Source organism: Morganella psychrotolerans (genome assembly GCF_001676155.1).
In the GTDB taxonomy this organism is placed as follows: Bacteria; Pseudomonadota; Gammaproteobacteria; order Enterobacterales; family Enterobacteriaceae; genus Morganella; species Morganella psychrotolerans.
Genome location: NZ_LZEW01000023.1, coordinates 33,451 through 48,015, shown reverse-complemented (window position 1 = coordinate 48,015; position 14,565 = coordinate 33,451). Strand labels below are relative to the sequence as shown.

The following is a 14,565-nucleotide window of genomic DNA, read 5'->3' as shown; positions in this document are numbered from 1 at the left end:
TTTGTGAATGGTTCTTCCCAGAATAAAATCATTTGTTATCAGAATAGTGATGATTAAAAAATAACCACAAATCGTTAAAGGTGACTGTATAGTTCGGTTTTTTCGAGTTAATGGGTTTTATTTACGACATTAATCTTATTTGCTTGAGCCAGGTCACTCGTTTCATCAGACAGAGGTGTTGTGAAGTGGTAAAATAAACGGGATCTGGTTTAAGCAAAATTGTGACAATTATCGGAGAAAATAACTTGGGGTGACGAGTGCGGCCCAAGCTGTTTTTATTGTTGAGTTATCATAGTCTGCTCCGGCAGCTTTGATGTGGGTTTAACAGAAAACTTGTGCAAAACTTATGATTAAAATTAAAAAAGGACTCGACCTGCCGATAGCAGGTTCACCTGCCCAAGTCATAGAAGATGGCCCTTTGATCCGCCACGTAGCACTGCTGGGTGAGGAATATGTAGGGATGCGTCCGTCTATGCTGGTTCAGGAAGGCGGGCAGGTTAAAAAAGGACAGGCACTTTTTGAAGACAAAAAGAACCCCGGCGTCATTTTTACCAGCCCGGCCAGCGGATACGTAAAAGCCATTAACCGTGGTGAGCGTCGTGTACTGCAATCCGTTGTTATTGAGGTGCAGGGAGACGAACAAATCACGTTTGACCGCTACGATCGCCGTGAGCTGTCTGCGCTGACCCGCGAACAGGCAGAGAAAAATTTAGTGTCCTCCGGGTTATGGACGGCGCTGCGGACCCGCCCGTTCAGCCGCAGTCCGGCAATTGGCTCGGTTCCGGCGGCTATTTTTGTAACCGCAATGGATACCAACCCGCTGGCGGCTGATCCGCTGGTGATTATCCGTCAGGAACACGCCGCGTTTGATGACGGGCTACAGGTTCTGAGCCGTCTGACGGAAGGCAAAGTTCATATCTGTTACGCCGGTGCTGATTTCAGCAAGGTTACGGATAATAACCAACTGAGTTACACACAGTTTACCGGTCCGCATCCGGCGGGGCTTGCCGGTACGCATATCCATTTCCTGGAGCCGGTCAGTGCGAAAAAAGTCGTCTGGTCGCTTAATTATCAGGACGTTATCGCTATCGGGAAACTCTTCACGACCGGGGTTTTATATACCGACCGTATTGTGGCACTCGGTGGTCCGCAGGTGGAAAATCCACGTCTGCTGAGAACCCGTCTCGGTGCTGACCTGAATGAACTGACTGATGGGCAGCTGAAAGCCGGTGAAAACCGGATTATTTCAGGCTCCGTCCTGTGGGGTGTTACCAGTGATGATGCTCATCATTATCTGGGCCGTTTTGTCAATCAGGTATCAGTTCTGGCGGAAGGCCGGGAAAAAGAGCTGTTTGGCTGGATTATGCCGGGTGCGGATAAATATACCGTCACCCGCACCACACTGGGGCATTTCTTTAAGAAGAAACTGTTCTCATTCACCACAGCAATGCATGGCGGTGAGCGTTCTATGGTGCCAATCGGCAGCTATGAACGTGTTATGCCGCTCGACATTATGGCGACGCATTTCCTGCGTGACCTGCTGGCGGGAGATACTGACAGTTCGCAGGCACTGGGTGCGCTGGAACTGGATGAGGAAGATCTGGGGCTGTGTACTTACGTCTGCCAGAGTAAATATGAGTACGGCCCGGTGCTGCGTGACGTACTGACCAGGATCGAGCAGGAAGGGTAATTATGGGTCTGAAAAATTTTTTAGAGAAAATTGAGCCGCATTTTGAACCGGGCGGCAAATTACAGAGATGGTACGTGCTTTATGAAGCTGCCGCGACCATCTTCTATACACCGGGAACAGTGACCCGCGGGCGCTCACACGTACGCGACACCATTGACCTCAAACGCCTGATGATTCTGGTCTGGCTCTCCGTTTTCCCGGCCATGTTCTGGGGAATGTACAACGTAGGTAACCAGGCTATTCCGGTGCTGCTGGATATGTACAGCGGTGCGGAACTTCAGCAGGTGATCGCGGGAGACTGGCATTATCGCCTGGCGGAACTTGTCGGCGTTTCCTTTACGTCTGATGCGGGCTGGGGCAGCAAAATGCTGTTCGGTGCCGTCTATTTCCTGCCGGTTTATGCAGTAATTTTTGCGGTGGGTGGCTTCTGGGAAGTTCTGTTTGCCCTGATCCGCGGCCATGAAATCAATGAAGGCTTCTTTATTACCTCCATTCTGCTGGCATTAATTGTGCCGCCGACGCTGCCGTTATGGCAGGCAGCACTGGCGGTTTCGTTTGGTGTGGTGGTTGCGAAAGAAATTTTCGGGGGAACCGGACGCAATTTCCTGAACCCGGCACTTGCCGGACGTGCTTTCCTGTTCTTCGCTTATCCGGCTCAGATTTCCGGCGATACCGTCTGGACTGCGGCGGATGGTTTCTCTGGCGCGACCCCGCTGTCACAGTGGGCGGTTGGTGGTAATACACATCTGGTTAATACGCTGACCAATCAACCTATTTCGTGGATGGATGCTTTCATCGGTAACATTCCCGGCTCGATTGGTGAAGTGTCAACGCTGATGATCCTTATCGGCGGTGCCGTCATTCTGTTTGCCCGTATTGCCTCGCTGCGCATTGTGGCGGGTGTGATGGCCGGGATGATTGTGATGTCGCTGATATTCAACCTGATTGGCTCGGACACCAACCCGCTGTTTGCGATGCCGTGGTACTGGCATCTGGTGCTGGGGGGCTTTGCGTTCGGGATGATCTTTATGGCAACGGACCCGGTCTCAGCTTCATTTACTGATAAAGGCAAATGGGCTTACGGGATACTTATCGGGGTGATGTGTGTCCTGATCAGGGTGGCAAATCCGGCTTATCCGGAAGGTATGATGTTGGCAATTCTGTTCGCTAACTTATTCGCGCCGTTATTTGATTATCTGGTTGTTCAGGCAAATATTAAGCGGAGAAAAGCGCGTGGCTAATGAAAAAACGAAAAACAAGGACAGTGTCGCAAGAACGTTTATCGTTGTCTTCGTCCTTTGCCTTGTGTGTTCAGTCATCGTGGCGGGTTCTGCCGTGGGTCTGAAATCCACACAACAGACACAGATTATGCTGGATAAACAGCGCAATATCCTGGATGTCGCCGGGTTACTTACGCCGTCAATGCCGGCAGATGAAATTGATGCTGTCTACAAAAAATTCATCAAAGTTAAATTGGTGGATTTAAAAACCGGTCAGATGACTGACAGCCGTGGTAAATACGATCTTAATGACGAGTTGCGCAGCGACGAAACCAGTATCGCATTATCACCGGAAGAAGATTTGGCGAAAATCCGCCGCCGGGCGATCAGCGCGGAGATTTACCTGGTGCAGAACGACAAAGGCGAAACCAGCAAAATTGTTTTGCCGGTATATGGCTCCGGTCTGTGGTCTGTGATGTATGCCTTTATCGCGATTGACGTGGATGGGATTACCTCTGAGGGGATCTCTTACTATCAGCACGGTGAAACACCGGGGCTGGGCGGTGAGGTGGATAATCTGCAGTGGCGTAAACAATGGATTGGTAAAAAACTGTTTAATGAGAAAGGGTTGCCGGCGATTAAAATTGTCCGCAGTGGCTCCACTGACAGCCCGTACGGGATTGATGGCTTATCCGGCGCGACACTGACCTCAAACGGTATCCAGCACATGTTTGACTTCTGGCTGGGTGATAACGGTTTTGGCCCGTTCCTGAAAACAGTACGCGAAGGAGCGTTAAATCATGGCTGACAGTAAAGAAATTAAACGCGTTCTTCTCGGACCGTTATTTGATAACAACCCGATAGCCTTGCAGATCTTAGGGGTTTGTTCGGCGCTGGCGGTAACCACAAAACTGGAAACGGCGCTGGTAATGACCATTGCGGTGACGCTGGTAACGGCATTCTCCAGTATGTTTATCTCTATGATCCGTAACTTTATTCCGGGCAGTGTGCGGATAATTGTGCAGATGGCAATTATTGCCTCGCTGGTTATCCTTGTTGACCAGATCCTGCGGGCGTATGCCTACGGGATCTCCAAACAGCTCTCTGTATTCGTCGGTCTTATCATTACAAACTGCATTGTGATGGGGCGTGCGGAAGCGTACGCAATGAAATCACCGCCGATTGAAAGCTTTATGGATGGTATCGGTAACGGTTTGGGCTACGGTGTGATCCTGCTGCTGGTGGGCTTTGTCCGCGAGCTGGTGGGGTCCGGTAAACTCTTTGGAGTAACAGTGCTGGAAACGATTCAGAACGGCGGCTGGTATCTGCCTAACGGATTATTCCTGCTGGCACCGAGTGCGTTTTTCATTATCGGTATGCTTATCTGGGGATTACGCACACTGAAACCTTCACAAATCGAGGAGGATTAAGATATGGAACATTATATCAGTCTCTTTGTGAAAGCCGTGTTCATTGAAAATATGGCGCTGGCCTTCTTTCTCGGGATGTGTACCTTTCTTGCGGTGTCCAAAAATGTAAAAACAGCATTTGGCTTGGGTGTTGCGGTTACCGTCGTTCTCGGGATCTCTGTTCCGGCAAATAACCTGGTGTACAACCTGCTGTTACGTGACGGCGCACTGATGGATGGTGTGGATTTAAGCTTCCTGAATTTCATCACGTTTATCGGGGTGATTGCGGCACTGGTACAGATTCTGGAGATGATTTTAGATCGCTACTTCCCGTCGCTGTATAACGCGCTGGGGATCTTCCTGCCGCTTATCACAGTGAACTGTGCCATTTTCGGTGGTGTCTCCTTTATGGCACAGCGCGATTACAACTTCACTGAGTCCATTGTTTACGGCTTTGGTTCCGGTATCGGCTGGTTGCTGGCGATTGTGCTGATGGCCGCCATCCGCGAGAAGATGAAGTACTCTGATGTTCCGGGCGGTCTGAAAGGGCTGGGGATCACATTTGTGACCACAGGTCTTATGGCACTGGGCTTTATGTCCTTCTCCGGCGTACAGTTATAAGGGTGAAACGCAGTTATGGATATCATTATTTTAGGCGTAGCAATGTTTACCCTGATTGTTCTGGCGCTGACCGCGTTGATTTTGTTCGCAAAGTCAAAGCTGGTGAACACAGGGGACATTAAAGTTGAAATTAACGGCGATGCAGAGAAAAGCTTTGAAGCACCTGCCGGTGATAAATTACTGAATATGCTGTCGAATCAGGGCATTTTTGTGTCATCGGCCTGTGGTGGCGGCGGTACATGTGGTCAGTGCCGCGTTACGATCAAAGAGGGCGGTGGTGATATTCTGCCGACCGAAATGTCTCACATTAATAAGCGTGAAGCTCGTGAAGGTTGCCGCCTCGCGTGCCAGGTCAATGTGAAACAGGATCTGAAAATCGAACTGCCGGAAGAAATTTTCGGGGTGAAAAAATGGGAGTGTGAGGTTATCTCCAATGATAACAAAGCGACTTTCATTAAAGAACTGAAGCTGAAAATTCCTGACGGTGAAGTTGTTCCGTTCCGCGCCGGGGGCTTTATTCAGATTGAATGCCCGCCGCATGTGGTTCGCTATGATGAATTTGATGTGCCGGATGAGTATCGCGGGGACTGGGATCAGTTTAATTTATTCCGCTATGTGTCTGATGTGAAAGAACAGACTGTCCGTGCTTATTCGATGGCAAACTATCCGGAAGAGCACGGTATCATTCTGCTGAACGTGCGTATTGCGACACCGCCTCCGCGTATGCCGGATGCGCCTCCGGGCATTATGTCTTCTTACATCTGGTCGTTGAAAGCGGGTGATAAAGTAACTATTTCCGGGCCATTCGGGGAGTTCTTCGCAAAAGAAACTGATGCGGAAATGATCTTTATCGGCGGCGGTGCGGGTATGGCACCAATGCGTTCTCATATCTTTGATCAGCTTAAACGTCTGCACTCCAAACGTAAAATGTCGTTCTGGTATGGTGCGCGGTCGAAACGTGAAATGTTCTATGAAGAGGATTTTGACCAGCTCCAGGCTGAGAATGAAAACTTCACCTGGAATGTCGCGTTGTCTGATGCGCTACCGGAAGATAACTGGGATGGATACACAGGGTTTATTCATAATGTTCTGTATGAGCATTACCTGAAAAACCATCCGGCTCCGGAAGATTGTGAGTTTTACATGTGCGGACCGCCAATGATGAATGCGGCCGTGATCAAGATGCTCAAAGATCTTGGTGTGGAAGACGCAAACATCATGTTGGATGACTTTGGCGGCTGATCCCCGTCATGTAAGTAATAGACTGCGCCCACAAATGTGGGCGCATATGATCTGAAATCAGACTGGATTGTATATGGTAAATATTAAATGGGCTTCCCTGTCAGCAGTAATACTCGCAGTATTATTTCTGAGTGCCTGTGGCGATGAAAAAGAGCAGACAAAGCAAGTTACCCTGAACGGCAAAACAATGGGAACTTATTACGCGATAAAATATGTGGCGGAGCCGGATAGCGCGGCGGCTGAATCACTGCAAAAAGGGATAGATGTGGTGCTGGAAGAAGTGAACGACCAGATGTCCACTTACCGCCCTGACTCTGAACTCAGTCGTTTTAATCTCAGCCGTGAGATTAATACCCCGTTCCCTGTGTCTGCCGCGACGGCAAAAGTTGTCAGTGAAGCAATCCGTATCAATAAACTGACGCAAGGCGCTTTGGATGTCACTGTCGGACCGCTGGTTAATTTGTGGGGATTTGGTCCGGAAGGACGCCTGACACATGTACCGTCTGATGAGGATATTGAAACCCGCCGTCAGTGGACCGGCATTGATAAATTACGGGTTGAGGGCAATAACCTGATTAAAACTGTGCCTGAGCTGTATGTGGATCTTTCATCCATTGCAAAAGGGTATGGTGTGGATGCGGTTGCGGAGTACCTGGAATCACAGAATATTCATAATTATATGGTGGATGTGGGCGGTGAAGTCCGGACACAGGGTATTAACGGCAAAGGCAAACCATGGCGCATTGCGATTGAGAAACCTTCTGCACAGGGGCTGAGTCAGTCCGCACAGGAAATTATTGAGCCGGGTAATGCGTCGGTTGCAACATCAGGTGATTACCGGAATTATTTTGAAGAAAATAATATCCGCTATTCTCATACTATCGATCCGAAAACCGCACGACCGATTAATCATAATCTGGTATCGATTACGGTTATTGCTGATAACTGCATGAGTGCAGACGGCTTTTCTACCGGATTGAATGTCCTGGGACCAGAGCGCGGTCTGGCGGTGGCAAATGAACAACATATTCCTGTTTTTATGATTGTTAAAACGGAAAACGGTTTTGAAGAGCGCTACAGCGAAACATTTAAGCCGTATCTCAGAAAAAATTAAGAGGAGGGGTCGATATGATCAAAGTCTTTGTCGCAACCTTTATTCTGTTCCTGCTTGCGTTTTTGGGTATGTCTCTTGGCTATATCATTAAACGTAAAAGTATTCAGGGCAGTTGCGGTGGGTTGAGTAACATTGGTGTCGAGAAGGTCTGTGATTGTCCCGAGCCCTGTGATGCCCGTAAAAAACGGATGGCGCGTGAGGCTGCCCGGGAAGAAAAACTGAATAAAAACCGGATTGTGTGATTGTCGGGTTAGTCATATATGTCAGTATAAAAAGGCGCTCCGGCGCCTTTTTACGATCAGTTCACAGGGCATCAGTTCACTGGGTAAGATAGCCCTTATCAGTAGTAGGTGTAGACAGATGTCACTATTGCCGTATTAATAACGATCAGATTATTCGCTTTGTTGCCTTCCGAGACGCTTTGCCAGAGTGCTTTTTCACAGTTTCCGTATGCATCAAGTTGCTGACAGAGATAGATTGATTTCACCAGACCCAGCGGCGAGTGTTGTGTCTGGGTCTGTCCGATAACCTGTCTGTTGTCATTATACGTAAACTCATAATTGAGTTGAGGTAACCCGTCGGTCTGAGAGATGATGGCATTTATCTGGTGATCGTCGTTCCAGTCATACAGAATTTCGCCTTTTTCATCCGGTGTGTCACTTTGTGTCACGGCTCGTGTTACCAGACCGTTTTCGTAAAAAAATTCGGTACTCTGTTGTGATACCGGCGTGTTTTCACCATTGTCACTTTTGGCTATTGCCTGTGTTATCTGTTTTTGCTGATTATATAAAAGACGGCTGTTTGCATTGACGAGCGTGACGTTTTTATCTCCGGGCTTAATAAGCTCAGAGGTAAATAATAACTGATAACCCCAGTCATTATGATGCCCTTCAGAGCGCATCCTGTTCTGTAGCCCGGAATAGCCCTCTGTTATTTCAAATAAAAAATAATCAAGATCACCACAGGGGCTCAAATCATATTGACCACGGATAATAATATTATTTTTTTTTATCGGGTGAGTTGGTCGTTGTCGTGATGGATTTTACCGGCCCGTTAATTATTCCGGCACCGAGAATAATTAAATTACTGCGTCTGGCTTCAGCAGGATAAACAGCACAATCAGCATAAGCGTAATTACTTAATAAAGAGAGTATTAATCCCATAAAAAAAGTAAGGGAAATTCGTGGTGGAATTAACAGACCTAATTTATATTTCATCACCATGCTATCCCCCGGATGTTTCTTATAGTTATAACAAAAGTTTCCGGATAAATAAATTAATATAATTAACGATTTTTAATCATGAAAATAAAGTGAGTATATACCCAACATCATTCAGGTTGCAGGAAGGCGGCAAGGGAAAATAGCCGGGGAGCATAGATAAACTATGTGACCAGGCTATTTTTTCGCAGCCAACGAACCAGCAGTTTGAATGAATAAGGGTATAAACATAAATGAATAAATATATTATCGGGGCAGGAGTGATAAATAAGAATGGAATTAGTTAGTTATAACATTCCATCCTTATTTATTAAAATTATTTAATTAACTTAGTGATATTACGATAAAGAATTATTTCTGTTTCAGATTGAGCAGCGAGTCGACCATTACGCCATCTGCACCCAGTTCGGTGGCTAATGCTAAATCTGCCGGTGTTTTAATACCGAATAAAATAATACTGTTTTTGCCATTCTTTCTGAAACAATCCGCTGCTGTTTTATCCCAGGTCAGTATCGCAGGTGAGCGTGCCTCACCGAGTGTAAAGGTTTCAACGATTTCAACTTTGCGATGTAATTCAAACCCATACCAGCGCGGCTGTGCTTGTGTGCTGATATCACAGGTATGCGTTATCAGGCTGCCCGCGAGTGCATTCCGGGTGGTATCCCGGCTTTCAAATACAGGAATGGAAGCAGGAAGGGCGGTAAGATAGTCCGGATTGGTGGAATAGACGCGGATCCGTTGTTTTGCCTGATGACGGGTCAGTACGTCATCCAGTTGGCGGGCAAACATGGCAGGTTCTGCATCAGGGGATTTAATATCCAGATAAAAGAGGGTATCCGGATAGCGGCTGAGTACGGTATCCAGCGTCGGGATAGTTGCATTAATTTTGGTATTATTTTTTTGATTATAATCACGGGCGGCATCAGCTCCGGCCAGTTCTCCCGCAGTATAACGGGAAACCGGACCTGCTTTATCTGTCAGTGTTGTCAGATCTGACGGGCGGTATAACACAACCTGGTTGTCTTTTGATAACTGAAGCGTTACCCAGATAGCATCTGCATGGTTATTCAGTGCTTTATCAATGGCATACAGAGTATTTTCAGGTGCGTCAGCGGTCGCTCCGCGATGAGCAATAATTTGTGGTGCGGCAAAGGTTGTCATGGTGATGCAACTCAGAAAAAGAGCAGAAAATAGTTTTTTCATAATCCATCCGTCAGAAGAAGTAAGCCTGTTTATGTGTCACGTTGTTGTTTTATCAGGGCAACATGACAACCGGATGTAATCACAAAAAAAACGGTTAAACTTTCAAATTTAAACCCTGTTATTGATCGGGTGAATAATTAGCCAGCGAATTATTTCCTTATTCATTGGTAGTGTTCAGGTGGCAGTAGGTCTGCATCTTGAATGACGTTGGGTATAGTTTGAATTAAAATAATATTACTGTATATTTAAACAGTGTCATTATTATTCAGGAGAGAGCGGGTGCGTAAAATCATTCATATTGATATGGATTGCTTTTATGCGGCAATTGAAATGCGCGATAACCCCGCGCTGCGTGACGTCCCGCTGGCTATCGGTGGCAGCTCTGACCGGCGCGGCGTGATTGCTACCGCCAACTATCCGGCGCGGCGCTTCGGGGTACACAGCGCTATGTCAACGGCGAAAGCCCTGATGTTATGTCCGCAGCTGAATGTTATCCCGGGGCGTATGTCTTTGTATAAAACGACCTCGGGGCAACTGCACGATATTTTTTCCCGTTATACTTCTCTGATTGAACCCCTTTCACTCGATGAGGCCTATCTTGATGTCTCTGACAGCCTGCTGCATTGCGGCTCGGCAACACGTATGGCTGAAGATATCCGCCGGACGATTTTCAGTGAACTGGGTCTGACCGCGTCCGCGGGTGTCGCGCCCATGAAATTTTTGGCGAAAATCGCGTCTGACCTGAATAAACCGGACGGGCAGTATATTATTCCCCCGGAGCAGGTCGCCGGTTTTGTATTGTCATTGCCGCTGCGTAAAATTCCCGGCGTGGGGAAAGTGACGGCAAAACGCCTTGCTGATCTGGGTCTGGAGACCTGCCGGGATGTTCAGCGTTATGATCAGATAAGCCTGATTAAGCAGTTCGGTAAATTCGGGCAGATCCTCTGGCAGCGCTGCCACGGCATTGATGAACGACCGGTCTGTCCGGACCGGGAGCGTAAATCTGTTGGTGTGGAGCGGACGCTGGCGCAGGATATTGCCTCGTGGGATGAGTGCAGGGCTATTGTAGATGAGCTGTTTCCTGAACTGGAGCGACGTCTGACCAAGGTTTCACCTGACCTGCGCATTGCCCGTCAGGGTGTCAAACTCAAGTTTTCTGATTTTCAGCAGACGACGCAGGAGCATGTTTATCCGGTGCTGGATAAACAGGATTTACTGAAAACAGCAGAACTCGCATGGGGAAGCCGCCGGGAAGGGCGCGGTGTTCGTCTGGTGGGGTTGCATGTGGCGCTGCGGGATCCACAGGTTGAGCGTCAGCTGGTTTTGGGATTCTGAGCGCAATAAAAAACCGGCGGGATTTGCATCACCGCCGGTTAACTGAATAGCGTAATTACGCTTTTTCAGGGATCGCTTTTAAGATAGCGGTCAGTAACTGCCAGTATTGTCCGACACTCTTAATGTGTACCTGCTCATCCGGTGAGTGAGCGCCGGTAATGGTTGGTCCGATAGAAACCATGTCCATATCCGGATACGGTTTTTTGAATAAGCCGCACTCAAGACCGGCATGGATAACCATTACATTCGGTGTTTTATCAAACAGTTGCTGATATGTTTCGCTGACCAGATGCATCACCGGCGAGTTTGCATCCGGCTGCCAGCCCGGATAGCCGCCTTCGGCAACAATCTGCGCCCCGCTGAGATCGGCCAGTGATGTCAGCATGCTGACCACATTGGATTTACCGGATTCGATCAGAGAACGAACCAGACAGATGATTTGTGCACGATCATTGTTCATATTGATCACGCCGACGTTCAGTGAGGTCTCAACAACGCCCTGCACCACATCACTCATACGGATAACACCGTTCGGCATAACATTCAGCATATTGATAAGACGACGCTGTACATCAGCGGTCAGTGCGCCCTGAGCTGTGTCTGCCGCAGTCAGCGTAACCTGAAGATTTTTCTCTTTCTGAGCAAGCTCATCTTTGAGCAGGTTTTCAAACTCAGCCCGCAGCGTTTCCAGTTTTGCACTGTTATCCGCAGGAATTGCCAGCGTGATATAGCCTTCGCGCGGGATAGCATTGCGCAGTGTTCCGCCCTGAAAATCAATCAGACGCGCCTGAAGTTCCGCGCCGTGACCGGCTAAGAAACGAGCCAGTAATTTATTGGCATTGCCCAGACCGAGATGTACATCTCCGCCTGAATGCCCGCCTTTCAGCCCTTTGAGTGTCAGGGTAAAGGTTTTGTAACCTGCAGGAACTGCTTCACGGGTCAGTGCCAGCGTGGTGGTAACATCAATACCGCCCGCACAACCCATATAGATCTCACCTTCTTCTTCGGAGTCGGTGTTAATCAGGATATCTGCCTGTAACCAGCCCGGCTGAAGACCGAATGCGCCGTCCATTCCGGTTTCTTCTGTCATGGTCAGCAGGACTTCCAGCGGACCGTGCTTGACTGAATCATCAGCCAGAACTGCCAGCGCAGAAGCCATGCCCACGCCGTTATCTGCGCCTAATGTGGTGCCTTTTGCGGTAACCCAGTCGCCGTCAATATAAGGCTGAATCGGATCTTTTTCGAAATCGTGAGCAGTATCATTATTTTTTTGCGGAACCATATCCAGGTGAGCCTGCAATACAACGGCTTTCCGGTTTTCCAGTCCCTTTGTGGCAGGTTTGCGGATCAGAATATTGCCGACGCTGTCACGTTCCACATGAAATTCTTTCTCTTTCGCCCACTCAATGATATGCGCAGCAAGCTGCTCTTCATGGTGTGACGGATGCGGTATAGAACAGATTTTGGCAAAAATATCCCACAGCGGCTGCGGAAATAATTGTGATAGTTCAGACACGTTCGATCTCCTGTTACTGCATTTTTCATTATTAGGATGAGGATACCTGAAGGCGGCCGGTTACGCTGTTTAAATTGAGCGGTCGCAAATATCCGATGCCTGAGAATAGCAAATTCTTTCAGGAAGTGCGTGTCTTGCTCAGCGAATTATCATCAATTCGTCGGTTACGCTGGTCTTTAGCGACTCAAATCACTATAATTCTGCGCAACCTTTTTTCCGCAAAAAAAGACTCTTTTCTGTAAATCATCATGCCGGGATCAAATTGATATGAGCGAAAAATACGTCGTAACGTGGGATATGTTGCAAATGCATGCCCGTAAGCTGGCACAACGTTTAATGCCTGTCGAACAATGGAAAGGCATTATTGCCGTCAGCCGTGGTGGTCTGGTACCGGGTGCCTTACTCGCCCGTGAACTGGGGATCCGCCATGTGGATACTGTCTGCATTTCAAGCTATGATCACGATCATCAGCGCGAAATGAAAGTCATGAAAAAAGCAGACGGTGATGGCGAAGGATTTATCATCATTGATGACCTCGTGGATACCGGCGGTACCGCTCAGGTGATCCGCGATATGTATCCGAAAGCGCATTTTGTCACGATTTTCGCGAAACCAGCCGGTCAGCCGCTGGTTGATGATTACGTGGTGGATATCCCTCAGGATACCTGGATTGAGCAGCCCTGGGATATGACCGTCAGCTTTGTTAAACCAATCTGCGATCAGTAAGCGAATGCCATGACACAACAGAACCTGTCAGAGAAACTTTTTAAGCCTAAAATTAAACACAGCGAAACTTCCACACTGGTTACTTTTAAAGACGCCGGTGTCCGGACGGTAAAAGGCAGCGTGCTGAGCGGATGCACCCATCCGGGCTGGTATCGCATGATTAATCGCTTAATGTGGATCTGGCGGGGCGTTCCGCCGCTGGAAACAGAAGAAGTTCTGAGCCGGATTGCCGCATCAGACGCACCCCGCAGTGATGATTCACTGCTGGATACGGTGATTGGCTATCGCCGGGGAAACTGGGCTTATGAATGGTCTCAGCAGGCAATGTTATGGCAGCGCAAAGCGCTGGAATTTGAGTCCGGTGAAAAAGCCTGTGATGCCTGGTTGTGTGCCGCAAATCTTTACAGTATTGCGGGATATCCTCATTTAAAAGGGGATGAGCTGGCTGAGCAGGCTACTGTTCTGGCAAATCAGGCGTATGAAAATTCCGCCCGGTTTGCCGGTTATGAACTGAAAAAAATCGAATTCAAAATGGAAAGCGGCGGTAATATCAGCGCCTTCCTGCATCTTCCCCAATCTGATACCGGTGCATTTCCGACCGTTATGCTGTGCGGCAGTCTCGACAATCTGCAAAGTGATTACTGCCGTTATTTCCGTGACTATCTGGCGCCGCAGGGAATTGCACTGCTCACCCTGGATATGCCGTCGGTCGGCTATTCATCAAAACAATCATTAAGCCAGGAAAGCAGCCTGATGCATCAGCAGGTGCTGGAGCAACTGCGCAATGTGCCGTGGATTGATCATACCCGTGTTGCGGTTGTGGGTCTGCGTTTCGGCGCAAATGTAGCGGTACGGCTGGCGTATCTGTCAGCACATCAGCTCAGGGGTGCGGTATTGCTCGGACCGGTTGTGCATGATCTGTTTGTTAATCCGGAGCGCCAGGAAATGGTGCCGCGCATGTATATGGATGTGCTGGCAAGTCGTGCGGCGGAGCGTTGTGTTGAACTTGATACTATCCGCAGCCGTCTGAGTTGTTTATCTCTTAAAAATCAGGGGCTTATTGGTCGCCGTTGCACACTGCCGATGATGAGCGTGTGCTGGAAGGATGATGTATTCAGCCCGAAAAGTGAATCAGAGCTTATCGTCCGTTCATCGTCAGACGGAAAATTACTGGAGCTTGGCAGCACGCCGGTTTTTGATACATTCCATCAATCATTAGATGAAACTACGCGCTGGCTGACCAAAATTTTGAGCTGAACAGCATAAAGC

General features: G+C 48.4%; 15 protein-coding genes. 11 read left to right on the top strand and 4 right to left on the bottom strand.

Annotated elements, in window-relative coordinates:
• Nucleotides 1–346 precede the first annotated feature (346 nt).
• From AYY16_RS13340 to nqrM, 8 genes are all read left to right on the top strand, one after another.
• Nucleotides 347–1,690, top strand: a complete 1,344-nt coding sequence (locus tag AYY16_RS13340; protein WP_067367494.1) for a Na(+)-translocating NADH-quinone reductase subunit A — start codon at nucleotides 347–349, stop codon at nucleotides 1,688–1,690.
• 2 nt (nucleotides 1,691–1,692) lie between these two features.
• Nucleotides 1,693–2,931, top strand: coding sequence for an NADH:ubiquinone reductase (Na(+)-transporting) subunit B (locus tag AYY16_RS13335; protein WP_067367492.1), 1,239 nt, complete (start codon nucleotides 1,693–1,695; stop codon nucleotides 2,929–2,931).
• Nucleotides 2,924–3,718, top strand: a complete 795-nt coding sequence (locus AYY16_RS13330; RefSeq protein ID WP_067367489.1) for a Na(+)-translocating NADH-quinone reductase subunit C — start codon at nucleotides 2,924–2,926, stop codon at nucleotides 3,716–3,718. Before AYY16_RS13335 ends, AYY16_RS13330 begins: the two co-directional genes overlap by 8 nt.
• Nucleotides 3,711–4,340: an NADH:ubiquinone reductase (Na(+)-transporting) subunit D gene (locus tag AYY16_RS13325; protein WP_067367486.1), complete on the top strand. Its 630-nt coding sequence runs from the start codon at nucleotides 3,711–3,713 to the stop codon at nucleotides 4,338–4,340. The genes AYY16_RS13330 and AYY16_RS13325 overlap by 8 nt, the downstream gene beginning before the upstream one ends.
• A gap of 3 nt (nucleotides 4,341–4,343) precedes the next feature.
• Nucleotides 4,344–4,940 (top strand): NADH:ubiquinone reductase (Na(+)-transporting) subunit E, encoded by a 597-nt coding sequence (nqrE, locus tag AYY16_RS13320; protein ID WP_067367483.1) that lies wholly within the window; start codon nucleotides 4,344–4,346, stop codon nucleotides 4,938–4,940.
• A gap of 15 nt (nucleotides 4,941–4,955) precedes the next feature.
• Nucleotides 4,956–6,182: an NADH:ubiquinone reductase (Na(+)-transporting) subunit F gene (nqrF, locus tag AYY16_RS13315; RefSeq protein ID WP_067367480.1), complete on the top strand. Its 1,227-nt coding sequence runs from the start codon at nucleotides 4,956–4,958 to the stop codon at nucleotides 6,180–6,182.
• A gap of 73 nt (nucleotides 6,183–6,255) precedes the next feature.
• Nucleotides 6,256–7,296, top strand: coding sequence for an FAD:protein FMN transferase (locus tag AYY16_RS13310; protein ID WP_067367477.1), 1,041 nt, complete (start codon nucleotides 6,256–6,258; stop codon nucleotides 7,294–7,296).
• Nucleotides 7,297–7,310: 14 nt separating this feature from the next.
• Nucleotides 7,311–7,538: a (Na+)-NQR maturation NqrM gene (gene nqrM, locus AYY16_RS13305; protein WP_067367475.1), complete on the top strand. Its 228-nt coding sequence runs from the start codon at nucleotides 7,311–7,313 to the stop codon at nucleotides 7,536–7,538.
• 98 nt (nucleotides 7,539–7,636) lie between these two features.
• Here nqrM and AYY16_RS13300 read toward each other — a convergent pair whose 3' ends face one another.
• The 3 genes from AYY16_RS13300 to AYY16_RS13290 all read right to left on the bottom strand — a co-directional run bounded on the left by AYY16_RS13300 (nucleotide 7,637) and on the right by AYY16_RS13290 (nucleotide 9,719).
• On the bottom strand, nucleotides 7,637–8,197 hold the full coding sequence (locus AYY16_RS13300; RefSeq protein ID WP_067367472.1) for a hypothetical protein: 561 nt from the start codon (nucleotides 8,195–8,197) through the stop codon (nucleotides 7,637–7,639).
• A 97-nt stretch (nucleotides 8,198–8,294) separates the two neighbouring features.
• Nucleotides 8,295–8,519: a hypothetical protein gene (locus AYY16_RS21160; RefSeq protein WP_067367469.1), complete on the bottom strand. Its 225-nt coding sequence runs from the start codon at nucleotides 8,517–8,519 to the stop codon at nucleotides 8,295–8,297.
• 348 nt (nucleotides 8,520–8,867) lie between these two features.
• On the bottom strand, nucleotides 8,868–9,719 hold the full coding sequence (locus AYY16_RS13290; protein ID WP_067367466.1) for a glycerophosphodiester phosphodiesterase family protein: 852 nt from the start codon (nucleotides 9,717–9,719) through the stop codon (nucleotides 8,868–8,870).
• Nucleotides 9,720–9,998: 279 nt separating this feature from the next.
• Between AYY16_RS13290 and dinB the strand changes: the two genes are divergently transcribed.
• The gene (dinB, locus tag AYY16_RS13285; RefSeq protein ID WP_067367463.1) at nucleotides 9,999–11,054 is read left to right on the top strand and encodes a DNA polymerase IV; all 1,056 of its coding nucleotides are present in this window, start codon (nucleotides 9,999–10,001) and stop codon (nucleotides 11,052–11,054) included.
• Between the two features lie 55 nt (nucleotides 11,055–11,109).
• On the opposite strand, the gene pepD is transcribed toward dinB, so the two are convergent.
• A complete protein-coding gene (gene pepD, locus AYY16_RS13280; RefSeq protein ID WP_067367460.1) occupies nucleotides 11,110–12,570 on the bottom strand; it encodes a beta-Ala-His dipeptidase in 1,461 nt (486 codons plus the stop codon).
• Between the two features lie 267 nt (nucleotides 12,571–12,837).
• Between pepD and gpt the strand changes: the two genes are divergently transcribed.
• The gene (gene gpt, locus AYY16_RS13275; protein WP_067367457.1) at nucleotides 12,838–13,296 is read left to right on the top strand and encodes a xanthine phosphoribosyltransferase; all 459 of its coding nucleotides are present in this window, start codon (nucleotides 12,838–12,840) and stop codon (nucleotides 13,294–13,296) included.
• Nucleotides 13,297–13,305: 9 nt separating this feature from the next.
• Nucleotides 13,306–14,553 carry an esterase FrsA gene (gene frsA / locus AYY16_RS13270; protein ID WP_067367454.1) on the top strand — a complete coding sequence of 416 codons (1,248 nt, stop codon included), beginning with the start codon at nucleotides 13,306–13,308 and terminating at the stop codon, nucleotides 14,551–14,553.
• Nucleotides 14,554–14,565 lie beyond the last annotated feature (12 nt).

Bases quoted from the DNA above. Each gene is read 5' to 3' on its own strand.
- AYY16_RS13340 (WP_067367494.1), top strand. From the start codon at position 347: ATGATTAAAATTAAAAAAGGACTCGACCTGCCGATAGCAGGTTCACCT.
- AYY16_RS13335 (WP_067367492.1), top strand. From the start codon at position 1,693: ATGGGTCTGAAAAATTTTTTAGAGAAAATTGAGCCGCATTTTGAACCG.
- AYY16_RS13325 (WP_067367486.1), top strand. From the start codon at position 3,711: ATGGCTGACAGTAAAGAAATTAAACGCGTTCTTCTCGGACCGTTATTT.
- nqrE (WP_067367483.1), top strand. From the start codon at position 4,344: ATGGAACATTATATCAGTCTCTTTGTGAAAGCCGTGTTCATTGAAAAT.
- nqrF (WP_067367480.1), top strand. From the start codon at position 4,956: ATGGATATCATTATTTTAGGCGTAGCAATGTTTACCCTGATTGTTCTG.
- AYY16_RS13310 (WP_067367477.1), top strand. From the start codon at position 6,256: ATGGTAAATATTAAATGGGCTTCCCTGTCAGCAGTAATACTCGCAGTA.
- nqrM (WP_067367475.1), top strand. From the start codon at position 7,311: ATGATCAAAGTCTTTGTCGCAACCTTTATTCTGTTCCTGCTTGCGTTT.
- AYY16_RS13300 (WP_067367472.1), bottom strand. From the start codon at position 8,197: ATGCGCTCTGAAGGGCATCATAATGACTGGGGTTATCAGTTATTATTT.
- AYY16_RS21160 (WP_067367469.1), bottom strand. From the start codon at position 8,519: ATGGTGATGAAATATAAATTAGGTCTGTTAATTCCACCACGAATTTCC.
- AYY16_RS13290 (WP_067367466.1), bottom strand. From the start codon at position 9,719: ATGAAAAAACTATTTTCTGCTCTTTTTCTGAGTTGCATCACCATGACA.
- gpt (WP_067367457.1), top strand. From the start codon at position 12,838: ATGAGCGAAAAATACGTCGTAACGTGGGATATGTTGCAAATGCATGCC.
- frsA (WP_067367454.1), top strand. From the start codon at position 13,306: ATGACACAACAGAACCTGTCAGAGAAACTTTTTAAGCCTAAAATTAAA.